24 protein-coding genes are annotated in these 21,281 nt (G+C 73.8%); 6 read left to right on the top strand and 18 right to left on the bottom strand.

Annotated features, from left to right (window positions below; genetic code table 11):
* Window positions 1-7: 7 nt before the first annotated feature.
* Window positions 8-2,179, bottom strand: a complete 2,172-nt coding sequence (gene katG, locus AC6JBM_RS26165; protein WP_497986211.1) for a catalase/peroxidase HPI — start codon at window positions 2,177-2,179, stop codon at window positions 8-10.
* A gap of 91 nt (window positions 2,180-2,270) precedes the next feature.
* The gene (locus AC6JBM_RS26170) at window positions 2,271-3,080 is read right to left on the bottom strand and encodes a YndJ family protein (protein ID WP_497986212.1); all 810 of its coding nucleotides are present in this window, start codon (window positions 3,078-3,080) and stop codon (window positions 2,271-2,273) included.
* Window positions 3,081-3,339: 259 nt separating this feature from the next.
* Between AC6JBM_RS26170 and AC6JBM_RS26175 the strand changes: the two genes are divergently transcribed.
* Window positions 3,340-3,732, top strand: coding sequence for a hypothetical protein (locus AC6JBM_RS26175; RefSeq protein ID WP_497986213.1), 393 nt, complete (start codon window positions 3,340-3,342; stop codon window positions 3,730-3,732).
* A gap of 20 nt (window positions 3,733-3,752) precedes the next feature.
* Here AC6JBM_RS26175 and AC6JBM_RS26180 read toward each other — a convergent pair whose 3' ends face one another.
* From AC6JBM_RS26180 to AC6JBM_RS26200, 5 genes are read right to left on the bottom strand one after another with little or no spacing between them, the layout of a single operon-like run.
* A complete protein-coding gene (locus AC6JBM_RS26180) occupies window positions 3,753-4,469 on the bottom strand; it encodes an ABC transporter ATP-binding protein (RefSeq protein ID WP_497986214.1) in 717 nt (238 codons plus the stop codon).
* On the bottom strand, window positions 4,456-5,262 hold the full coding sequence (locus AC6JBM_RS26185; RefSeq protein WP_497986215.1) for an ABC transporter ATP-binding protein: 807 nt from the start codon (window positions 5,260-5,262) through the stop codon (window positions 4,456-4,458). The genes AC6JBM_RS26180 and AC6JBM_RS26185 overlap by 14 nt, the downstream gene beginning before the upstream one ends.
* Window positions 5,255-6,205 carry a branched-chain amino acid ABC transporter permease gene (locus tag AC6JBM_RS26190; protein WP_497986216.1) on the bottom strand — a complete coding sequence of 317 codons (951 nt, stop codon included), beginning with the start codon at window positions 6,203-6,205 and terminating at the stop codon, window positions 5,255-5,257. Before AC6JBM_RS26190 ends, AC6JBM_RS26185 begins: the two co-directional genes overlap by 8 nt.
* Window positions 6,202-7,077 carry a branched-chain amino acid ABC transporter permease gene (locus tag AC6JBM_RS26195; RefSeq protein WP_497986217.1) on the bottom strand — a complete coding sequence of 292 codons (876 nt, stop codon included), beginning with the start codon at window positions 7,075-7,077 and terminating at the stop codon, window positions 6,202-6,204. Before AC6JBM_RS26195 ends, AC6JBM_RS26190 begins: the two co-directional genes overlap by 4 nt.
* Window positions 7,078-7,102: 25 nt before the next feature.
* Complete coding sequence (locus AC6JBM_RS26200; protein WP_497986218.1) at window positions 7,103-8,326, bottom strand: ABC transporter substrate-binding protein; 1,224 nt, start codon at window positions 8,324-8,326, stop codon at window positions 7,103-7,105.
* A gap of 201 nt (window positions 8,327-8,527) precedes the next feature.
* Here AC6JBM_RS26200 and AC6JBM_RS26205 point away from each other — a divergent pair, with 201 nt between their 5' ends.
* Window positions 8,528-8,908 carry a hypothetical protein gene (locus AC6JBM_RS26205; RefSeq protein ID WP_497986219.1) on the top strand — a complete coding sequence of 127 codons (381 nt, stop codon included), beginning with the start codon at window positions 8,528-8,530 and terminating at the stop codon, window positions 8,906-8,908.
* A gap of 97 nt (window positions 8,909-9,005) precedes the next feature.
* Here AC6JBM_RS26205 and AC6JBM_RS26210 read toward each other — a convergent pair whose 3' ends face one another.
* Both AC6JBM_RS26210 and AC6JBM_RS26215 read right to left on the bottom strand, forming a co-directional pair.
* Window positions 9,006-10,226, bottom strand: a complete 1,221-nt coding sequence (locus AC6JBM_RS26210) for an EAL and HDOD domain-containing protein (RefSeq protein WP_497986220.1) — start codon at window positions 10,224-10,226, stop codon at window positions 9,006-9,008.
* A 98-nt stretch (window positions 10,227-10,324) separates the two neighbouring features.
* Entirely contained in the window at window positions 10,325-10,531 is a 207-nt protein-coding gene (locus AC6JBM_RS26215; protein WP_497986221.1) for a hypothetical protein, read from the bottom strand.
* Here AC6JBM_RS26215 and AC6JBM_RS26220 point away from each other — a divergent pair.
* Window positions 10,512-11,057, top strand: a complete 546-nt coding sequence (locus AC6JBM_RS26220) for a dihydrofolate reductase family protein (protein WP_497986222.1) — start codon at window positions 10,512-10,514, stop codon at window positions 11,055-11,057. The genes AC6JBM_RS26215 and AC6JBM_RS26220 overlap by 20 nt on opposite strands.
* Here the strand turns inward: AC6JBM_RS26220 and AC6JBM_RS26225 are convergent.
* From AC6JBM_RS26225 to AC6JBM_RS26245, 5 genes are read right to left on the bottom strand one after another with little or no spacing between them, the layout of a single operon-like run.
* Window positions 11,030-11,611: a hypothetical protein gene (locus AC6JBM_RS26225; protein ID WP_497986223.1), complete on the bottom strand. Its 582-nt coding sequence runs from the start codon at window positions 11,609-11,611 to the stop codon at window positions 11,030-11,032. The genes AC6JBM_RS26220 and AC6JBM_RS26225 overlap by 28 nt on opposite strands.
* Entirely contained in the window at window positions 11,608-12,924 is a 1,317-nt protein-coding gene (locus AC6JBM_RS26230) for a hypothetical protein (protein WP_497986224.1), read from the bottom strand. Before AC6JBM_RS26230 ends, AC6JBM_RS26225 begins: the two co-directional genes overlap by 4 nt.
* Window positions 12,921-13,679: an ABC transporter ATP-binding protein gene (locus tag AC6JBM_RS26235; RefSeq protein WP_497986531.1), complete on the bottom strand. Its 759-nt coding sequence runs from the start codon at window positions 13,677-13,679 to the stop codon at window positions 12,921-12,923. The genes AC6JBM_RS26230 and AC6JBM_RS26235 overlap by 4 nt, the downstream gene beginning before the upstream one ends.
* Window positions 13,679-14,335 carry a hypothetical protein gene (locus AC6JBM_RS26240; protein WP_497986225.1) on the bottom strand — a complete coding sequence of 219 codons (657 nt, stop codon included), beginning with the start codon at window positions 14,333-14,335 and terminating at the stop codon, window positions 13,679-13,681. Before AC6JBM_RS26240 ends, AC6JBM_RS26235 begins: the two co-directional genes overlap by 1 nt.
* Window positions 14,332-14,877 (bottom strand): RNA polymerase sigma factor, encoded by a 546-nt coding sequence (locus AC6JBM_RS26245; protein ID WP_350613161.1) that lies wholly within the window; start codon window positions 14,875-14,877, stop codon window positions 14,332-14,334. Before AC6JBM_RS26245 ends, AC6JBM_RS26240 begins: the two co-directional genes overlap by 4 nt.
* Window positions 14,878-15,056: 179 nt before the next feature.
* Between AC6JBM_RS26245 and AC6JBM_RS26250 the strand changes: the two genes are divergently transcribed.
* Window positions 15,057-16,031 (top strand): cellulase family glycosylhydrolase, encoded by a 975-nt coding sequence (locus AC6JBM_RS26250; protein ID WP_497986226.1) that lies wholly within the window; start codon window positions 15,057-15,059, stop codon window positions 16,029-16,031.
* Here the strand turns inward: AC6JBM_RS26250 and AC6JBM_RS26255 are convergent.
* The 3 genes from AC6JBM_RS26255 to AC6JBM_RS26265 form a co-directional block, all read right to left on the bottom strand.
* Complete coding sequence (locus AC6JBM_RS26255; RefSeq protein WP_497986227.1) at window positions 16,012-17,421, bottom strand: glycosyltransferase family 2 protein; 1,410 nt, start codon at window positions 17,419-17,421, stop codon at window positions 16,012-16,014. The two genes, AC6JBM_RS26250 and AC6JBM_RS26255, sit on opposite strands and share 20 nt — an antisense overlap.
* 117 nt (window positions 17,422-17,538) lie before the next feature.
* Complete coding sequence (locus AC6JBM_RS26260) at window positions 17,539-18,927, bottom strand: DUF1996 domain-containing protein (protein ID WP_497986228.1); 1,389 nt, start codon at window positions 18,925-18,927, stop codon at window positions 17,539-17,541.
* A 163-nt stretch (window positions 18,928-19,090) separates the two neighbouring features.
* Window positions 19,091-19,462 (bottom strand): winged helix-turn-helix transcriptional regulator, encoded by a 372-nt coding sequence (locus tag AC6JBM_RS26265; protein WP_497986229.1) that lies wholly within the window; start codon window positions 19,460-19,462, stop codon window positions 19,091-19,093.
* Window positions 19,463-19,528: 66 nt separating this feature from the next.
* On the opposite strand from AC6JBM_RS26265, the gene AC6JBM_RS26270 reads away from it, so the two are divergent.
* Complete coding sequence (locus tag AC6JBM_RS26270; protein ID WP_497986230.1) at window positions 19,529-20,110, top strand: NADPH-dependent F420 reductase; 582 nt, start codon at window positions 19,529-19,531, stop codon at window positions 20,108-20,110.
* 10 nt (window positions 20,111-20,120) lie between these two features.
* On the top strand, window positions 20,121-20,846 hold the full coding sequence (locus tag AC6JBM_RS26275; protein WP_497986231.1) for a DUF4253 domain-containing protein: 726 nt from the start codon (window positions 20,121-20,123) through the stop codon (window positions 20,844-20,846).
* A gap of 28 nt (window positions 20,847-20,874) precedes the next feature.
* Here AC6JBM_RS26275 and AC6JBM_RS26280 read toward each other — a convergent pair whose 3' ends face one another.
* Window positions 20,875-21,279 (bottom strand): DUF1257 domain-containing protein, encoded by a 405-nt coding sequence (locus tag AC6JBM_RS26280; protein ID WP_497986232.1) that lies wholly within the window; start codon window positions 21,277-21,279, stop codon window positions 20,875-20,877.
* Between the last annotated feature and the right edge of the window lie 2 nt (window positions 21,280-21,281).

Raw genomic sequence — 21,281 nt, forward strand, 5'->3', positions numbered from 1 at the left:
GCTGTGACTACGCCAGGTCGGCCGTCATGACCTTGTTCCACGCGGCCACGAAGTCCGCGACGAACTTCTCCGCGGCGTCGTCGCTCGCGTAGACCTCGGCCAGGGCGCGCAGCACCGAGTTCGAGCCGAACACCAGGTCGACGCGGCTCGCGGTCCAGCGCACGGCGCCGTCGCCGGAGCGGCCCTCGAAGGACTCCTCGGTGTCCGAGGTCGGCGCCCAGGTGGTGCCGAACTCGAGCAGGTTCACGAAGAAGTCGTTCGACAGCACGCCGGGGCGGTCGGTGAGGACGCCCTGGGCCGAGCCGGCCGTGTTGGCGCCGAGGACGCGCAGGCCGCCGACGAGCACGGTCATCTCCGGCGCGGTGAGGCGCAGGAGCTGGGCGCGGTCGATCAGCAGCTGCTCGGCCGGGCGGCTGTGGCCCTTGCCCAGGAAGTTGCGGAAGCCGTCGTGCGTCGGCTCCAGCACCGCGAAGGACTCGACGTCCGTCTGCTCGGCGGTCGCGTCGGTGCGGCCGGGCGTGAACGGCACCTCGACCTCGACCCCGGCGGCCTTCGCGGCCTGCTCGAGCGCCGCGGCGCCGCCGAGCACGATGAGGTCGGCGAGCGAGACGCGCTTGCCACTGGCGTTGAACTCCTGCTGGATGCCCTCGAGCGTGCGCAGGACGCGGGCCAGCTGGTCGGGGTCGTTGACCTCCCACGCGTTCTGCGGGGCCAGGCGCACCCGGGCGCCGTTGGCGCCGCCGCGCTTGTCGGTGCCGCGGAACGTCGAGGCCGACGCCCACGCGGTGGCGACGAGCTCGGCCACGGACAGGCCGGAGCCGAGGATGCTCGCCTTGAGCGCGGCGATGTCGGCCGCGCCGACCAGCTCGTGGTCGACCGCCGGCACCGGGTCCTGCCAGATCAGCGGCTCGGCCGGCACCAGCGGGCCGAGGTAGTTGCGCAGCGGGCCCATGTCGCGGTGGGTCAGCTTGAACCACGCCTTGGCGAAGGCGGCCGCGAACTCCTGCGGGTTCTCGTAGAAGCGGCGCGAGATCTCCTCGTACACCGGGTCGACGCGCAGGGCCAGGTCGGTGGTGAGCATCATCGGCGCGTGGCGCTTGGCGGCGTCGTGCGCGTCGGGCACCAGGTCACCGGCGGCCGGGTCGGTCGGCTTCCACTGCTTGGCGCCGGCCGGGCTGGTGGTCTGCTCCCACTCGAAGCTGAACAGCGTCTCGAAGAAGCTGTTGTCCCACTTGGTCGGCGTCGGCGTCCAGGCACCCTCGAGGCCGCTGGTGATGGTGTCGCCGCCCTTGCCGGAGCCGTAGCCGTTCTTCCAGCCCATGCCCATCTCCTGCAGCGGAGCGGCCTCGGGCTCGGGCCCGACGTTGTCGTCCGGCGACGCGGCGCCGTGGGCCTTGCCGAACGTGTGGCCGCCGGCGATGAGCGCGACCGTCTCCTCGTCGTTCATCGCCATGCGGCGGAACGTCTCGCGGATGTCCCGGGCCGCGGCGAGCGCGTCGGGGTTGCCGTTGGGGCCCTCGGGGTTGACGTAGATGAGGCCCATCTGCACCGCGGCGAGCGGCTTCTCGAGCTGGCGCTCGCCGTGGTAGCGCTGGTCGCCGAGCCAGGTCTCCTCGGTGCCCCAGTTGATCTGCTCCGGCTCCCACACGTCGGCGCGGCCGCCGCCGAAGCCGTAGGTCTCGAAGCCCATCGACTCCAGCGCGCAGTTGCCGGCCAGCACCATGAGGTCGGCCCAGGAGAGCTTCTTGCCGTACTTCTTCTTCACCGGCCACAGCAGCCGGCGCGCCTTGTCCAGGCTGGCGTTGTCGGGCCAGCTGTTGAGCGGGGCGAAGCGCTGCTCGCCCGCGCCGGCGCCGCCGCGGCCGTCGGTGATGCGGTAGGTGCCCGCGCTGTGCCAGGCCATCCGGATGAACAGCGGGCCGTAGTGGCCGTAGTCGGCCGGCCACCACTCCTGCGAGGTCGTCATGACCTCGGTGATGTCCGCCTTCACGGCGGCGAGGTCGAGGCTGGTGAACTCGGCCGCGTAGTCGAAGCCGCCGCCCATGGGGTCGGCGGCCGGCGAGTTCTGGTGCAGCACGCTCACATCGAGCTGGTTGGGCCACCAGTCCTTGTTGGACCGGGCCTTCGGCGGGCGGACGGGCGCCTCGCCCGAGATGAGACCGTTGCTGTCACTTCCCACGTTGTTCTCCTGGGGCTCGGAATCCGGCGCGAAAGTCGCGTGATAGGCAGTACGAGGACGCTCGGTAGTCTTTCGCGTTTTCTGGAATGAGTCAAGAAAACGCGCCGACCCGCCGCCAGGCCAGCACCGAGCACAACGCGAACCCGAGCGCGTTGGCAACGCCGTGGGTCGCGACCATCCACGACAACGGCAGGCGGGGCACGGCCGTCACGTGGCCCAGCGCCCAGTCGAGCGCGAGCACCATGGTCACGGCGAGCACCGCGGCCGACACGGCGAGCAGCGCCCGCGCGACCGGGTCCGCGGTGGCGGGCCGCACCGCGCGCAGCGTGGTCCACGCGGCGAGCCACATCCCGGCCGTCAGCACGGCGGCCCCGGCGAGCTCGACCCACTCCCCCACGAAGAAGCCGGCGAGCACCAGCCCGGTGCCCGCGGGCACGGCGAGCGCGGCGGTTCGCCCGGCCCGGTTTCCGCCGTCGTACGCGCTGACGAGCCCGGCCACGAGCGCCGCCGCGAACCCGGCGTAGTGGAAGTGCGCCTCGGTCAGCGCCAGCACGTCGAGGCGGAAGCCCATCAGCCGGAAGCCCGCGCGCTCCGCCACCAGCGCGCTCGCCGCCACCGCCGGCGCGGCGAGCGCCGTGCACGCCGCGACGCCGAGCCGCGGCCGGGCGCGCGCGAGCAGCGCGAGCGCGACGAGGAGGTAGAGCGCGGCGAGCCCGGCCGCCACCGGACCGCGCGGCAGCCAGAGCGAGACGGCGCCCGGCACGGCCCCCGCGAACCACCACCGGAGCCGGTCGGCGGGCCAGGCCCCGGGGATCAGGCGCAGCCCCAGCGGTACCACGACCAGCATGCCCAGCCCGACCAGCGCGGCGACGAGCACGCGCGCCCACTCGGTCAGCCCCATGGCGTCCTCCCCGATTTTGAACGCGTTCAACTTCCTTCCAGTAGACCACGATCGACGCATGGGGATGCCCGGATTCGGGGCGGCAACGGTGTGACGGTGCTCGCGGCCGGGCCCACCGGCGATGGCCGTGCCGGAGTCCGGCACGGCCATCGGGCGTGGGTGATGCGGGGGCCGCCGGGATACCGCCCCCCAATGTGAGGACCTGCTCACCAGACCTGCCGGTTAGCTACCCGGCATGTCACGTGTATTCGTTCGTATCATGCTGCTTGCCGGAGCCGGCATCGTCCTGCTCGTCGCCGGGCCAGGAGTCCTGCCGAGCTGGTCCCATGTGGCGCAGGCCCCGGCCCCGGCCACCGGGGACTGGTGGCCGACGCCGTTCCCGTCCCGCACCCACGAGACCAAGTCGCCGACGCCCAGGCCGAGCCGGTCGCCGTCGAAGTCGCCCAGCAAGTCGCCGTCGATGTCGCCGTCCAAGTCACCGACCCAGTCGCCGTCGCACACCGTCACCGCGACGCCGACCCAGCTGCCCGTCACCGGCGGCGCGACGAGCGGCACGCTCACCGGGCTCGTCGTCGCCGGTGTCGCCGTCACCGGGGTCGGCGGTCTGCTGGTCCGGGCCGGACGCCGTCGGCAGCGGTCCAACGCCTCCTAGCCGGGCCCTCAAGAGCACCGTCAGACGGCGCTCTTGAGGACACCCATCTTCGCCTGGTACACCGCGTCGAGCGCCTTCCCACCGGCCTCGCTCGCGGCCACCGTCTCGCCTCGCACCAGCACGTAGCCGCGGTCCACGGCGCCCCGAACGGCGCCGAGGGCCGGCTCGGCCATGAGCACCGCGACGCCGTCACGCGCCAGCTGCGTCACCGTGCGCAGCAACTCCTGGACGATGAGCGGGGCGAGCCCGGTCATCATCTCGTCGAGCAGGAGCACGCGCGGCGAGCCCATCAGTGCCCGGGAGACGACGAGCATCTGCTGCTCGCCGCCGGAGAGCACGCCGACGAGGCTCCTCAGCCGGGTGCGCAGGATCGGGAAGCGGTCGATCGCGGTGTCCACGGCCGAGCGGGGCAGCCGCAGCAGCTCCGCCATCACCTGCAGGTTGTCGGCGACGTTGAGCTTCGGGAACAGCTGGCGGCCCTGGGGCACGACGGCGATCCCGGCCCGGGCGCGGGCGGCGGGCTTGAGCCGGCTCACGTCCTCGCCGTCGAGGAACACCTTGCCGGTGGCGGCCACGGAGCCGTAGGCGGCGAGCAGGGCACTGCTCTTGCCGGCGCCGTTGGGGCCGACCAGCGCGGTGATCTGGCCGCCGGGCGCGGTCAGGTCCAGGCCGGTCACGGCGCTGGCGTGGCCGTAGCGGACCGTCAGGCCCTCGAGCCGCAGCTCATGAGACGACATGGGAAGCATCCTCCTGATCGTCTTCGGCAGCGGCGACACCGAAGTACACCTGCTGCATCTCGGGGCTGGCGAGGCACTCCTGCGGATTCCCGTCGAACACGGCGCGGCCGCGGTCGAGCAGCATGATCCGGTCGACCAGCCCGGCGACCAGATCGACGTTGTGGTCGACCAGGATCACCGCGTGGCCGCGGCGCTGCACCGTGCGGACGACCTCGACGATGCCGTGCACACCGCTCGCGTCGGAGCCGGCGAAGGGCTCGTCGAGCAGCAGCACGAGCGGGTCCTGGCCCAGCGCGCGGCCGACCTCGACGAGGCGCTGCTCGCCGAGGGACAGGTCGCCGGCCGAGCGGTCGAGGCGGTCGATCCCGAGCTCCTCGGCCAGCTTCGCCACGGCCTGCGTGTCCGACGCCAGGTGCGGGCGCAGGGCGCCGGCGAAGCTGCCGGCGACCATCTGCCACACGGTGCCGTGGCGGCGCGCGGCCCGGCCCAGCAGCAGGTTCTCGGCCACGGTGAGGTCGAGGGCCAGCTGCGGGTACTGGAACGTGCGCGCGAGGCCGGCCTTGGCGCGCTTGGCGGCCGGCCCGGAGAGCCGCTGCCCGCGCAGGGTCAGCTCGCCCTCCGTGGCCGGCTGGGCCCCGGAGATGAGGTCGACCAGCGTGGTCTTGCCGGCGCCGTTGGGCCCGACCAGGCCCAGGATCTCGCCCGACCGCAGCTCGAACGAGACGTCCTGCAGGGCGGTGACCCCGCCGTACCGCTTGGTCAGCCCGGAGCCGACCAGCAAGGTCTCAGCCACGTCTTCCCCCCACGAGTCGCGCCAGCCGGCTGGCGTAGCCGATCACGCCCTGCGGCGCGAGCAGCAGGATCACGAGCACACCCAGCGCGAGGATCAGCGTGCCGCTGGTCTGCACCGCCGGGAAGTTCAGCGTCAGCTCGACGGCGATGACCGCGCCGAGCACGGCGCCCCACGGGGTCGCGGAGCCGCCGATGAGGGGCATGAAGATGGCCAGGAACACCAGGTTCAGCGTGAACGTGTCGGGCGTGACGCTGCCGGCCGAGTAGGTGAACAGCCCGCCGCCGACGGCCGCGATCGCGGCGCCGATGGCCAGCGACACGAGGTTCATCACCGACACCCGCACCCCGGCCGCCTCCACGGCGCGCGGCGCGTCGCGCATGGTCCGCACGATCACGCCCCACGGCGACATCCGCAGCCGGTCGAGCAGGAACGCGATGACGCACACGACGACCAGCGAGCCCACGACGACCTGGTAGTGCGAGGGCACCCAGCCCAGGATGTTGAGCTTGCGCAGCGAGCCGAGGCCGCCGGAGCCGCCGGAGAGGCTTTCGGCGTCGACGAGCAGCGCGGTGAAGGCCATGCCGAACAGCAGCGTGACGGCGGCCAGGAAGAACCCGGACAGCCGGCGGGTGGCCAGGCCGAGCAGCACCGCGACGGCGGCGGCGACGACCGGGCCGGCGATCCAGGCGAGGATCAGCGGCAGGCCGGTGCGCGAGGACAGCAGGCCGACCGCGTAGCCGCCGATGCCCGCGTACGCGCCGTACGCCATCGACAGTGAGCCGGCCATGAGGTAGGGCACGTACATCCCGAGCGCGATGAGCGCGTAGGTGGCCGTGGTGGTGATCAGGGTCTGCTTGTAGCCGTCGGCGCCGACCCACAGCAGGATCAGGGCCGCGCCGACCAGGCCCAGCAGGAGACCGAAGGACCCGGGAACCCGCTTCATGCTCGAATCCTCCGTACGAACAGGCCACTCGGCTTGAAGGCGAAGAACAGCAGGGCGACGAGCAGCAGCCCGTAGACGTGGGACTGGCCGCCGAAGTAGTACGGGACGAACACCTCGACCAGCCCGAGCAGCAGGCCGCCGACGAGCGGGGCCCAGACCGAGCCGGTGCCGCCGACCACCATCGCCAGGAAGCCCGACAGTGCCCAGCTCAGCCCGGACAGGGAGCTCACGCCCGCCTTCGGGGCGAACAGCAGGCCGGTGATGCCGGCCAGCAGCCCGGAGACGAGGAAGGCGATGAGCCGCACCCGGTTCACCGGCAGGCCCAGCAGGCCCGCGGCGTGGGTGCTGTCGCCGACCGCCCGCAGCAGCCGCCCCGTCCGGGTGTACCGGATCCACAGGGCGGCCGCCGCGAACGCGACGACGGTGAAGCCGAGCAGCAGCACGGTGCTGGGCTGCGCCACGGTGTCGCCGAGGGGCACCGGGTCGAACGTCAGCAGGGCCTGGCCCGGGAGGGTGGTGTAGCCGAAGAGGTAGCCGCCGAGCTGCTGGATGGCGAACAGGACCGCGGCGACCGCGACCAGCGCCGGCAGCTCACCGCGCCCGGCGCGCCGCTGCACCTGCCGGACCACCGCGAGCTCGGTGACCACCGCCAGCGCGGCGGAGACGAGCACCGCGATCAGGGCGGCGGCCCAGACGTTCATGTCCTCGTAGAGCACGAGGTAGGACGTGCACAGGCCGCCGACCATCGCGTACGGGCCGATGGCGAAGTTGAAGAACCCCGCCCCGACCAGCACCAGGTAGTAGGCCAGCGCTAGCAGGCCGAAGAAGCATCCCATCTCCAGCGCGGACAACCACAGCTGCAACTGGCCCACGACGTTGCCTTTCTAGCGGGTGGGGTTACTTGTTACACGGGGGCTGGAAGGTGGCCCAGGGGCCTTTCGGCTTGTTGTCCGAGCCGAACTCGACCAGAGACAGGCCGCACGGCCCATCCGCGCCCAGGTGCTTGCTGGCGCTGAAACTGAGCGTGAAGTTGGCCTGGCCGAACGTGGCCGGGTAGGCCTGGACGCTCTGGATGGCCTCGTTGAGCTTCTTCGAGTCGTCCACCCCGCCGGCCTTCTCGATGGCCTGCTTCAGCACGTGCACGGCGTCCCATGCCTGGGCGTCGTACGCGGTGATGTCGTAGTCCTTGCCGTTCTTCTCCTGCAGGAGCTTGATGAGCTCCTTGGTGCGCGGGTTCTCGGTGTTGATGGAGCCCATGAAGATGAGCCCGTTGAGCGCACCCGGCGAGGCCAGCTTCCACGAGGACGGCTGGTTGCCGATGGAGGCGAGCGAGAAGCGCTTGACGCCGGCCATCTGCGTGCCGAGGGTGTTCTGCGCGAGCACCTCGAAGGCGCCGCCGACGCTCGTCACGAGTACGGCATCCGGCTTGGCGTTCTTGAGCCGCGCCACCTGCGCCGACAGGTCGCTGGCGTTGGCCGCGCCCTTCTCCGTGGCCACGAACTGCACGCAGGTCATCTGCGCGAACAGGGCCTTGTCGAGGGCCGCGATCGTCGTGGTGTCGTCGGTGAGGACGCCGATCTTGGTGATGCCGGCCGCCGCGAACGCGCCGCAGTAGACCTGGGCCCAGTCGTTGGTCGTGTTGGCCAGCATGTAGATGAGCTCGTTGTCCGGCGGCGTGACGAGTGTGGCGGTCACGCCGGTCGGGGCGATCGCGGGCAGGCCGAGCTGCGTGAGCGTCGACTTGGCCTGGAGGATCGCGGCACTGCCGCTCTGCAGGAACAGCGCCTTGGCGCCCTGGCTGGCCAGCTTCTGCAGCGTCGCCGGCACCTTGGTCGGGTCGGACTCGTCGTTCTCGACGACGAGCTTCAGGGGCCGGCCGAGGACGCCGCCCTTGTTGTTGATCTCCTGGATCGCGAGGCGGATCGTCTTGCCGGCGATGACGCTGTACGCCGCGCCGGAGCCGGTGCTGTCCTCGTCCATGCCGATGATGATCGGCTCGCCGGTCGCGGTGCCGTTGCTCGGCTTCTCGTCACCCGCCTTGTCGCCACAGCCCGCCAGCGCGAGCGCCGTGAGCGCCAGGCCGACGACGATACGACGAGACCTCGTCGCTAAAACGCCCATGTCTACCCCTGTCGGAATTATACGAATCGTCAGCCTCGGGTGGATTGTTCGCTCGATTCAAAACCTAACAAGCGCTTGGTTTTTACATCTTGGCGAGGGCTGCCGAGCGTGTCAAGGACACGCCGGACACCTGCGCGTAACAGAACCGTTAACGTCCGACCGCCCTGAGCTGGGATCCCGGTGGTGCGGTACACATGATGGATGCAGCTGATCAAGACCTTCCTGCCGGAACGGTTCGCCGCTGCCCTCGAGTCGTGGCAGTGGGCCGGGGTCGAGGGCAAGACGCCCGCGTTCGCCTCGCTCTTCGGCGACGTGTTCCTGCGCGGGGCGGACGGGATCTGGTGGCTGGACACGATCGGCGGCACGCTCGAGCGGCGCTGGCCCAGCATGGAGGCGCTCTCGGCCGAGCTCAACACGGCCGAGGGGCAGGAGCGGTACCTGTTCGCCGGCCTCGCCGTGGAGATGGCGCGCCGCGGCCTGACCCCGCAGGACGAGCAGGTCTACGACTTCGGCCACCCGCCGGCGCTGGGCGGCGCGATCGACCCGGACAACGTGGACGTCGTCGACTCGCGGTCGGCGTGAACATCGCCGGCCAGCTGCACGACCAGCTGCGGGCGCTGCCGCCGGGCACCCAGGTCCGGGGCGTGTCGTTCGACGACGGCCGGCTCAAGATCGACTACTAGTCGCCGACGCGGCGGACCGTCTCCGTCGCCCATCGCACGGCCTGCAGATAGGGGGTCACCAGGTCGCCCGCCTCCGCCGGGGGCGGGGTCCCGTGCAGGTAGGCCTGCACCGCCGAGAAGGTCGCGCCCAGCGGCCCGGAGCCGTCGACGAGGGCCGAGCGGGTGGCGTCGCCGAGCGGCAACTGCTCGGAGAGGACCTTCGCCGGCTGCCCGATCAGCTCCGCGACGCTGGAGAGCAGCCCGACCACGAACGCCTCCTCGCCGGACTGGCCCGCCTGCTCGGCCACGAGCCGGCACAGCTGGGCCCGGATGAGCGCGTCGGCCATGCGCTCGTCGCCGGCGAGGGTCAGGTCGCCGACGAGCATGAGCATGACCCAGTCGCGGACCTGGGCGATGCCGAGCAGCATCACGGCGCCGTGCACGGTGGAGACCCGCCGGGCCGAGCCGTTCCAGGCGCAGTTCGCCGCGCGCAGCAGCCGGTAGCTCAGCGCCGGGTCGGCCGAGACGTGGGCGACGATGGCCGGCACGTCGCTCTCGGCCTCCATGAACTCGCCCAGCAGCTGGATGCAGCGCATGCGGGAGGCGCTCAGGGTGCGGGTGCTCGCGACGACCGGGCGGTCGAGGGCGTACCCCTGGAAGAGCTCGTAGCCGAGATCCCGGGCCGCGGCGATGTCGGCCGGCGTCTCGAGCCGCTCCGCGACGAAGCGCAGGTGCGGGTGGCGCCCGCGGAGGCTGCGGATGACGGACCGCCCGGCCGCGTCGAGCCCGAGAAAGTCGATCTTCACGTAGGTCGCGACGGGCAGCAGGCGCTCGTGCTCGGAGCCGGGGACGAAGTCGTCGAGCGCGATGGCGTAGCCGGCCGCGGCCAGGGCCGCGACCCCCTCCACCACGCGGTCGTCGACCCGCACCGTCTCCAGCACCTCGAGCACGACCCGGCCCGGCACCAGCGGCACGGGCAAGTCACCGCGCAGGAAGTCGTCGGTGAGGTTGACGAACCCGGGCAGGCCGCCGGTCAGCTCGTCGAAGTCGAACGCGGTGAACGCGGAGACGATGACCTGGCTGGTGGCGGCGGCGCCGCTGCGGTCGGCCCCGAGCGCGTCCGGGCCGGACCGGAAGAGCAGCTCATAGCCGGCGACGGCGCCGGCGGCGTCGTAGATCGCCTGGCGGCCGACGACGACGTCGGGCGAGGCCGGCTCGGTGTGCTGCTGCTCTAGCATGTTCCGCCCTGTCAGAACGCCGCCAACGATGTCCTCCCAGGCTGGGCCGGTCCGGTAGCGCGGTCCGGGCGAACCCGGTTGCGACGCGGTTGCGGCCGTCAGCGCTCGGCGGCGCCGGTGGCCACGAGCCGGTCCACGGCGGCGTCGACGAGGGCGCCGGCCTCGGCCTCGGTGAACACGCCGGGCAGCGTGAGCCGCTCGAGGATGAGCCAGTTGAGCGCCAGGTACAGCAGCCGGACCGTGGTCTCGTCGCCGGGCTGGCCGGACTCGCGGTGCAAGCCGACGTTGGCCGCCAGGTCGGCCACGATCGACGGGTACATCGCCGGCCCCGGCGGCGAGACCGACTGCTTCCCGCTGGCCGAGGACGTGCTCGGGCACATCGCCGCGGAGTATCCGGAGACGCTGCCCACCGCGGCGCGGGCCCACTTCGGCGTGGACGCGCCCAACCGGCGCTTCGACACCGTGGTGATGGGCCGGGCCACCTACCAGCCGGCGGTCGACGCGGGCATCGCGGAGCCGTACGCGCACCTGCGCCAGCACATCGTCTCCACGACCCTCGCCGGCGCCGAGCCCGACCCGCTCCGGCTGGTCCGCGAGCTCAAGGCCCAGGACGGGCTCGGCATCTGGCTGTGCGGCGGCGCCCGGGTCGCGGGCGCGGTGCTGCCCGAGATCGACGAGCTGGTCGTGAAGCGCTACCCGGTGGTCGCGGGCGCGGGCATCCCCCTGTTCTCAGGCCCGTACGCGCCCGTGCCCTGGACGCTGACCGGGCACACCACGTTCGCGAGCGGCGCCGCGATCCAGACCTACGCGCGCGCACCCCGCACCGAGTAGGCGACGAGCCCGGCCGCGGCCAGGGCCAGCGCGCACACCAGGGCGGACGTGGTCGCGGCGGGCTGCACGGGCCACGCGGCGACCTGGACCCGCACGTCGGCGCTCGGCCCCAGCAGCGGCAGGACGGCGACGAGGGTCCACAGCAGCGGGGCGACCCAGGCGTGCGCCGCCCCGAGCACCGCGGCGCCGAGCGCGGCCAGCCCGAGCAGCCCGGCGGCGTCGCGCAGCGCCACGACGAGCGGCTCGAACCGGGCCGAGTCCGGGGCGGCGGCCGGAACCAGGACCGGGACGGCGACGAGCAGGCCGGCGACGAGCAGCGCCACCGCGCCGAGGTGCAGCGCCCGGCGGGGCGGCCAGGGCACGGCACCGGTGCGCTCCAGCGCCTCGTCCGCGGCGCCCAGGGTGGGGCCGAACGCGGCTACCGCGAGCATCGCCGCCAGCGCCGCCACGCGCACGTTCGCGGGGAGCAGGACGGCGAGCCCGGCGACGGACACGGCGACCGCGAGCGCCTGGGGGACGCGGCGCGCGCGCAGGTACAGCCGCAGCCACCTCATGCCGTCAGCCCGGCGAACGCGTCCGGCCGGCACGCCAGCACCCCGTCGCGGGCCGCCAGCACCAGGCGGCGCTGCTCGTCCTCGGGCCGCGCCCGCAGCGCCGCGTAGGCCCCGGCGAGCCGGGTGTCGGGCGGGGCGGCGCCGGTGAGCCAGGCGACCGCGAGCTCGCGGCCGTCGAAGGCGTCGGCGGGGGCCGGGTCGCAGCTCTGCTCCCACGCGGCGCCGAGCACGAGCCCGGGGAACGAGCCGTCGCGCAGGTCGGCCCGGCCGTCGGCGCCGATGGGCGGGGCGGGGAACACGAGCGTGGCGGCGTCGTGGGGCGGGTCCGCGGGGCCGGTGCCGTAGGCGGGCCGGCGGGTCTCGACCGCGCGCGCCGGGGCGTCCGGCATCGTCGCCGCGAGGGTGGCCAGCGCCGCGCGGACGGGGCCGGCGATGTCGGGCAGCAGGGCGGCGTGGACCCGGGTGACGCAGACCTGCGGGCCCGCGTCGTCGCAGACCAGCTCGACGGCGCGGGGGTCGTAGGCGGCCGCGGCCGCGTAGCCGCCCGGCGGCAGCAGCGGCACCGCCACGGCCGCCCCGAGCACCGCCGGGAGCAGCGCCGGGGCGACGGCGCGGCGGCGGGCGGTCGCGAGCAGCAGGCCGGTGGCGGCCAGCGCGGCGAGCCACAGCGCCTGCGCCAGGCTGACCCGCGCCGAGACGGTCTGGAAGTCGTCGAGGCTGCCGCTGTACACCGGGGACAGCAACAGAGCCGCGGGACTCCGGCGCGTCACCATCACCCACTGCGGCACCATCCCGGCCACGGCGACGCCGAGCACGGCCAGTACCGGCGCGGTGACGAAGCGGGGCACGGCCCGGCCGGCGGCGAGCCCGATCCAGCCGCCGGCGACCAGCGCGAGGGCCCCGACGGCGGTCACGCCCAGCGCGGCGAGCGGGAAGTACCCGGCCCGGGGCAGCACCCACGCCAGGGCCACGAGGAACGTGAGCGCGTACGCGGCGACGAGGGCCGCGGCCAGGGCGCCCGCGGTGACGAGCATGCGCTGGCGGCGCGGCCGGGGCGTGCTGGCGAACAGCTCGCCGACCCCGGCGGCGGCCTCGCGGCGGCCCAGCGCGGCGCCCCCGGCCAGCGCGACGGGGAACAGGAACATCAGCAGCAGGCGCAGCGCGACCGCGAGCTGCAGCCAGCGGCCCGCGAAGCCCTGCGGGAACGTGAGCAGCAGCGCGGTGCCGACGGCGAAGGCCAGCACCGCGACGACGGCGGCGGCCGAGCGGCGCAGCTCCAGCCGGATGACGCGACCGGTGGATGGACCGCTCACGCCGGCACCTCCCCGCGGTGGGCGCGCAGCAGCGCGGAGTAGCCGCGCTCGGTGGCGCTGTCGCCGGCGTCGCCGGACGCGCCCCGCTCGGCCAGGCCGGCGGCAGGGCCCCGCCACACGAGCCGGCCCTCGTCCAGCAGCACCACGCCGGTGCAGGCGGCGGCGACGTCCTCGACCAGGTGGGTGGAGACGAGCACGCAGCTGTCGGCGCCCACGTCGCGCAGCAGGGCACGGAACTCGATGCGCTGCTCGACGTCGAGGCCGACCGTCGGCTCGTCGAGCAGCAGCAGCTCGGGGTCGTTGACGATCGCCTGGGCGATGCCCGCGCGGCGTAGCATGCCACCGGAGAGCGTCTTCATCCGGGCGTCGGCGCGGGCGGTGAGCCCGACCCGGTCCACGGCCCGCTGGACGGCGCCGGGGATGTCGCGGCGGGGCATCTCCTTGAGCCAGGCCATGTACTCCACGAACTCCCGCACCGTGAACCGCGGGTAGTAGCCGAAGTGCTGCGGCAGGTAGCCCAGCGCGCGGCGCACGGCCCGCAGGTCGGCCCGGCCGGTGACGGCGGTGCCGAGCAGGGCGAGCCGGCCGCCCTCGGGCCGCAGGACCGTGGCGAGGGCGCGCATGAGCGTGGTCTTGCCGGCGCCGTTGGGGCCGAGCAGCCCGTGGACGCCGGGGCCGAGGGCGAGGTCGAGCCCGTCGACGGCGAGGCGGCGGCCGGCCCGCACGCGCAGGGCCTCGGCGTGGACCTTCCACATCACGTTGTCTCCCGGTTGAAGGCCGTACGGACGACGGCGACGGCGACGAGTGCGACCACGGCGGCGGCCCAGCCCGGCCAGGCCCCGGCCGCGAGGACTGCGGGCAGGCGGGCGGTGGCGAGGCTCGGGACGATCACGAACCCGGCCCAGGCCGCGGCGAGCCCGAGCGCGGCCCGGTCCACGCCGGTCAGCCCGCCGAGCGCGAGGCTGGCCGCGGTGAACGCGAGGCCCGGCAGCAGCCAGAGCGCGGGCGCGTGCCCGGTCGCCCACCCGGCGAGGGCCAGCAGCGGGATGACGGCGGCGAGGGCGGCCAGGGTACGGCGCAGCAGCAGCCCCAGCCCGAACCGCGGCACGGAGGCGAGCAGCTCCCAGGCCGGGTCGGTGCGGCGGCTCCACGCGGCGGCGACCGGCAGCAGCGGCGCGACCGGGGCGAGCAGCAGCACGAGCGAGGGCAGGCTGGTGAACGTCTGCTCCAGCGCGACCGCCGCGAGCATCAGCGCGCCCGAGGCCGCGAGCCAGGGCGCGACCCGCCCGGCGAGCCCGGCCGGGCGGAACCGGCGCCCGCGCACCGGCCCGGGCCCTTCCTCGATCCCGGCCGCGATGCCCGCCGCGGCCCGCTCGACCAGCGCCCGGATGTCGTCGTCGTCGGCGTTCATGACAGCGCCTTTCGCAGTGCGAGCCGGGCGCGCCGGGCCCGGGTCTTCACGGTGCCCTCGGGCATGCCGAGCAGCGCCGAGGTCTCCCGGACGCTGAGCCCGTCGAGCACCAGGGCGCGCAGGACGTCGCGCAGCTCCGGCGGCAGTGCGAGCAGCGCCCGCCCGAGGTCCCCGTCGAGATCGCCGGCGAGCGCCTGCTCCTCCGCGGCCGGCGCCACGGCCGGCATCGGCGGAGGCAGGCGCTCCGCCCGCGCCCGCCGCCGGAAGGCGTCGACGAGCCGGTTGGCCGCGATCGTCCACAGCCACCCGGGCGCGTTGCCGCCGAGCCCGGCGCGGGCCTGGCTGCCGGCGCAGCGCCACACGGCCAGGTACGTCTCCTGCAGCACGTCCGCGACGACGTCCTCGTCCGCGCAGCGCTGCCGCAGCCGCACGGTCAGCCACGGGGCCGTGCGCCGGTAGAGCTCGTCGAACGCGCGCCGGTCCCCGCGGGCGGTGCGCCGCAGCAGCTCCGCCTCGTCGAGCGCGTCCAGACCTCGTCCCACACCTCTCCTGACGACCGGGGCCGCGGCCCAGGTTCTCACCCGCCTGTGATCCGGGCCACACCCAGCCCCGGCCGCCGAGCATTGCGACCGGCACTGATTCCGGCCAGCGGGGTGGTGGTCCGGGTGATCCGGCTGGCAGCCTCGTGCGGATGCGCCGAGCCATTCCTATCCTCGCGATCGTGGCAGTGCTCCTCGCCGTCTTCGGATTCTGGCGGCACGACCGGTCGGCGGCCCGGGTCGCGGCCGGGCCCGCGAACCCGCCCGCGAGCGGGCTGCACGTGCGCGGCTCCGAGATCGTGCAGGCCGGCGGCGAGCCGTTCCTGATGCGCGGGATCAGCCATCCGTACGCCTGGTTCCCCCAGCACACCGCCGCGCTCGCCGACATCAAGCGCCTCGGCGCGAACACGGTGCGGGTGGTGCTCACCGGCGACGTGCCGGGCCGCGACGTGGCCGGGATCGTCGCGCGGTGCAAGGAGAACCGGCTCGTGTGCGTGCTGGAGGACCACGACACGACGGGCTACGGCGAGCGCGAGGGGGCCGTCACCCTCGACCGCGCGGCGGACTACTGGGCCGGGCTCTCCTCGGTGTTGCGGGGCTCGGAGGAGTACGTCGTCGTGAACATCGGCAACGAGCCCTACGGCAACGGCGACACCTCGGGCTGGGCCGAGGCCACCGGGGCCGCGGTCGCGAAGGTGCGCGCGGCGGGCCTGCGCCACCTGCTCATGGTGGACGCGCCGAACTGGGGCCAGGACTGGTCCGGCACCATGCGCGACTCCGCCCCGGCGGTGTTCGCCCGCGACCCGCAGCGCAACACGGCGTTCTCGGTGCACATGTACGGCGTGTACGGCACGGCCGCGAAGGTGACCGAGTACCTCGACGCGTTCGGCCGCACCGGGCTCCCGCTCGTCGTCGGCGAGTTCGGCTGGCGGCACACCGACGGCCCGGTGGCCGCGGACGCGGTCATGCGCGAGTCCGACGCCCGCGGCATCGGCTACCTCGGCTGGTCGTGGAGCGGCAACGGGGGCGGGGTGGACTATCTCGACGCGGCCGAGGGCTTCGACCCGGACCGCCTGACGGACTGGGGCCGCCGCCTCTTCGACGGCATCAGGGCCACCGCGCGCGAGGCGACGGTGTTCACGAAGGCTTCGCGATGACCAGGAACCGGTTCTCGGTCCGGCGCGCGAACTTCATGAAGCCGCGCAGCCCCGGCAGGCCCTCCATGAGCCCGAACAGGGGGATCAGCGCGACCACGGCGACCGGCTCCCACCAGCGGCGCCGGCCGTCGCCGGAGACGCCCGCGTTGACCCGCAGGCCCTCCCAGTACATCCAGACCACGTAGGCCATGTTCACCGCCCACAGCGGGATGATGAGCACCGTGGTCGGCGACGTGTTCGGGTCGGCGATCAGCAGGGCGACCAGCATGACGACGGCGACGTTCTGGATCGGCCCGATCACCCACGACATCACGGAGTAGCCCAGCAGCAGCCGGTTGCGCAGCCGCAGCGTCGGGTTGAAGACCAGCCCGGCCAGCCCCCACGACCAGCGCTCCCGCTGCCGGAAGAAGTCCCGCATGCTGGCCGGCGACGCGCCGTAGCAACGGCCGGCGAACCAGGCGCTGCGGCCCTCGTACTGGTCGCTGAAGATGAGCGCGAACTGCGCGTCCTCGACCAGGCTGCGCGGGCCGAAGTCCCAGCCGATGGCGGCCTCGACGGAGGCCCGCACCAGCAGCAGCTCGCCGTGCACCCCCACCCGCGGGGTGCCGCTGCCGGTCCAGGCCGAGAAGCGCCCGACGTCCTCGGCCGGGCGGGCCGAGTCCGCGAGCCAGGTGAGCCGGTTGACCGCGTACTCGCGCGGATACGTCAAAATGCCCTGGGCCAGGTGCTTCGCGGCGGGTCCGGCCTCGTCCTGCTCCGCGATGAACCGCGCCATCGCCACCGCCGTGTCCGGCCCGACACCGGTGTCGTCGTCCATGTGCAGCACCCACACGTCGTCGCGGGCCTCGCCCTCGCGGATGCGCAGCTCGTGCGCGTAGTGCGCGGCGCGGGCCTTGAACCGGGTGCCGTTGGGCGTGCGGTAGCCGGCCGGCACGGTGACGAGCCGGACCAGGTCGCTGCGCGCGGCCAGGGCCTCGATCCGCTCGAGGCCCTCGCTGCCCTCGTCGACGAGCACGTCGATGCGCAGGCGCGGGAAGCACGGCGGGAGCCAGGTGATGTACGAGTGGATGGAGCGCTCGAGCGCCGGGTGGGTGTCGTGCCGCCCGATCGTCGGCACCACCACGACGAGCAGCCCGTCGCTGGTGGGCGAGCCGCGGCCGGACCACCGCGCGGCGGAGGCCCGCAGCGCCTTGCGGGTGCGGCGCAGCCCGACGATGCCGGTCAGGGTGGTGAAGATCGGCCACGTCCAGAGCACGGTCAGCGGCCAGCCGAGCACGCCGGGATGGGGCTGGGTGAGCCAGGTCTCGCTGAGCACGATGATGAGGTACGACAGCACCAATGGCGAGTACGCGGGCCGCCAGCGGGCGAGCCGGCGCGGCGATGCTCCCACCGGGGCGAGCTACCCGCGAAGCTCCCGGGCAATCTCGCGGCCGGCGGGCACCTGGGCTCACGGGCGCGATGTGCCGCCGGCGTCCGGGCCGGCGGCACATCGTCCTTCAGTGCTCGTTTAGAAGTTGCCGGCCGTGTTGCACTTGGCCTTCTGCCGGACGCAGTCCTTCACCCGCTGGCCCATGGCCGTGTTGTCCCAGGCGAGGAACGAGTCGCCGTGGATCGACGACGCCATGCCCGACGCCAGCGTGAAGCCGGCGGCGCTGCCGTGGGTCGGGTACGCGATCACGAACGAGATGTTCGGGATCGCGACCGGGAACTGGCCCTGGCACTTGCCGTTGACCGCCCCGCCCACGTGCGACTTGTGGTCCGGGCTGTCCAGGTGGACGCCGTCCCAGCAGTCGGGGAAGACGAGCTGGTAGTTGAGGTACGCGGTCTGGGCGCAGCGCGGCCAGTTGCCGTCCGTGCTGCGGCCGATCTCGCCGCCGGCCCCGGCGCACCAGAACTGGTTGGGCGAGCCGGCCGGGGTGGCCACCTGGAGCTTGGCGTCACCCGAGATCATCCGGAAGCCCTGCGGGAACGGCATCGTCGCACTCGGGTCCGGCAGCCGCGAGCCGTAGTACACGGTCACGCCGCTGGGCTCGACGGCCACGCCGTTCTCGTACAGCGTCGGGATCCAGTACGCCGACAGGTCACCCGCCGGCGAGCAGGACGACGCGCTGTTGTTGAGCAGGGTTTCGGTCGTCGTGTTCGCGTTGGTGCTGCGGTTGCCCAGGAAGCTGTGCATGTGCGAGGCACCGGCCAGCCCGGGGAAGACGATCGGGTCGTCCTTGAACGAGTGGCTGTACGTGCACGCCGCGTTGAACTCCGAGACGCGCACCGCGTCGGCCGGCGCCGGGTGCGTCGGCAGCGCGTTGAACGCGGCCACCTGGGCCTGCCACTTGTTCTGGTCCATGTTCACCCAGCCGGCCCCGCTGCTCGGCGGGGTCGTGCTGCCGCCGGTGCCGAAGACCTGGAACTCCCACAGGGACACGCCGTACTGCGTCGCCCGCTTGGTCGTGGTGAGCTTCACGTAGCGGCCCGAGCCGCTCACGGTCAGCGTCTGGGTGCCGCCGGTGCCGTTCACCGTGGTGTTGATCGTGGTCCAGGCGGCGCCGTCGGCCGAGGTCTGGATGGTGAAGTCCTTGGCGTAGGCGGTCTCCCAGCTGAGCACCACCTTGGTGATGGTGGCGCTGGCGCCCAGGTCGACCTGCAGCCACTGCGGGTCGCCGAAGGCGCTGGACCAGCGGGTGCCGGCGTTGCCGTCCACCGCGGCGGAGGCGGGCGTGCCCGCGTTCTCCGCCGACGAGGCGGTGGCGGGCTTGCCCTGGGAGATAGGGGTCTCGGCGGCGTCGGCGGAGCGCAGCGCGAGACCGGTGATGAAGGTGGCGACGAGCGCGGTGGCGGCGGCGCCGAACGTGATCGTGCGCAGCCGGGATCGGCCCGCGCGTGCGGGTCGGGTGGTCATGAAGCATCCTCCGGGGTCGGCGGGTCGGCCGGGGGCGGAGTCCGGCCGATCTTGCCAGAGAGCGCTCTCTGTGAGGTTCCCACTGTGAACCCCGCACTTGACGCATGTCAATGGCCTGGCACCCGGTTCAGGAAATCGGAGAGCGCTCTCCCAAGACTCTCAATCAGGACGCTTGGGGAGAGCGCTCCCCCGACCAGCGCTCCTGGGCGGCGAGGACGTCGTCGCCGTAGCGCAGCGCCCACTGGCCCATCGCGCGCATCGGCTCGAGCAGGGCCTCCCCCGCGACCGTGAGCGCGTAGTCGACCCGGGGCGGCGCCTCCCCGTACACCTGCCGGAACACGAGGCCGTTGTGCTCCAGCCGCCGCAGCGCGTCGTTGAGCACCTTCGGCCCGATTCCGCCGATGCGCCCCACCAGCGCCCGCGGGCGCATCGGCCCGTAGGCGCCCAGGGTGAACACCACCACGCTGTCCCAGCGGTTCGCCAGCACCTCGAACGCGATGCGGGCCTGGCAGTCCGCGGTGTACTCGTCGTCCACCCCGCGATTGTGCCCCGCCCGACGCACACCGCCCGGTGTGCATCGGCGCACCTAGCGTTGCCCGGCATGAAGATCGGCATCATCGGTACCGGCTCCATGTCCCAGTCCCTCGGCGGCGCCTGGACCCGTGCCGGCCACGACGTGCGCATCGGCGGCCGGCGCGACGGCACCCTGCGGGCGGCCGCCGCGCACGGCGAGCTCGTGCTCCTGGCGGTCCCGGCCCCGGCCGCCCCGCTCGTCGCCGCCGACCTGGCCGGCACCCTGGCCCGCCGGATCGTGCTCGACTGCACCAACCCGGTCGAGCCCGGCCCCGAGGGCCCGATGCTCACCGGCTCGGTCCCGGCGCGGATCGCCGAGGCGGCGCCGGAGGCCGCGGTGGTGAAGGCGTTCAACGTGTGCCACGCGAGCATCTGGACGCTCGACCCGCCGGTGTTCGAGGGCGTCCCGCTGACCGTGCCCTACTGCGCCGCGACCCGGCCGGCGGGCGAGCGCGTCGCCGCGCTGATCGCCTCCATGGGGTGCACGGCGGCCGACTGCGGCGGCCTCGACCGGGCGCCGTACCTGGAGGCGACCGCGGCTCTGGCGATCGGCGTCTGGTTCGCGGGCGGCTCGGTCCGCGCGGCCTTCCCGGAGCCCGCCCAGCGCTAGGCTGCCGCGCATGAGGATCAGCGACTCCCTGCCTCCCGGGCGGCTCGTCGGCGAACAGCGGCGCCTCTGGGTCAGCACCGGCCCGGCCACCGCCGCGCTCTTCGACGAGCTGCGCCGGGCCCACCCGCACGCCGGGCAGTGGCCGCTGCTGCTCGACCACCGCTACAACGAGCCCGGCCGGCCCTGGGACGACGGCGAGATCGGGCTCTGCGAGATGACCGACCCGGCCGGGCACGATCCGGAGGCCTACCTCGCCGGCGAGTGGGCGCGCTACGCCAAGCCCCCGGTCACCGAGCCGTTCACCGCCTGGCCCGGCCTCGCGCCCACCGGGCGGCCCCAGGACCCGCTGGGGCACGCCGCGGCCTGCGCCGCCGAGATCCTGGCGGCCCAGCCGCACCTGCGGCTCGGCCTGGTGGAGACGGCTCGCCCGGCCGACGCGATCACCGCCTTCGCGTGGGCCGGGCCGCTCAACTACAGCAACGACATGGCCCCGCTGTCCGCCGTGCTGCGCTCGTGGGAGGAGCGCTTCGGGGCGTACGTCGTCGGGGTCGGGTTCGACACCCTCCACCTCAGCGTCGCCGCCCCGCCGGCCACCGTCGAGGAGGCGCTGCCGGTCGCGGCCGAGCACTTCGCGTTCTGCCCGGACGACGTCTGGCAGCGCGAGCACCCGCAGACCGTCGCCGCCCTCGCCGAGGAGCTCGTCGGCGTGCCCATGTGGTCGTTCTGGTGGGACTAGGAGCGGCTGGGGCTAGCCGCGGCTGGGGCTAGGAGCGGCGCAGCAGCAGGCGGATCGAGCCGTCGGACTGCCGCTCCTCGCCGGCCACCTCGAAGCCGTTGTGCTCGGCGTATTCGAGGGTCGCGGCCCGCCCGTACTCCTGGGTCACCCGCTGCAGCCACGGATCGCCGTACTGCGCGCGGTCGAACTCGCTGACGATCGCCTCGAACGTGCCGTCGACGGTGCGCCGGAAGCCGAGGTCGTTGCTCATCCGGCCCAGCCGCGCGCGGCGCACGATCACCTCGGCGCGCTCGGGGCGGGCGTCGCCCTGGTAGCCGTACAGCGTCTGCGCGACGTCGTGCACCTCGGCCTGCTCCAGGCCGACGGCGGCCAGGGCCTTGGCCAGCAGCGCGGGGTCGCGCAGCGCGGTGCGGACGCGGGTGAAGTGCGACATGG

This window comes from Dactylosporangium thailandense, from assembly GCF_059739745.1.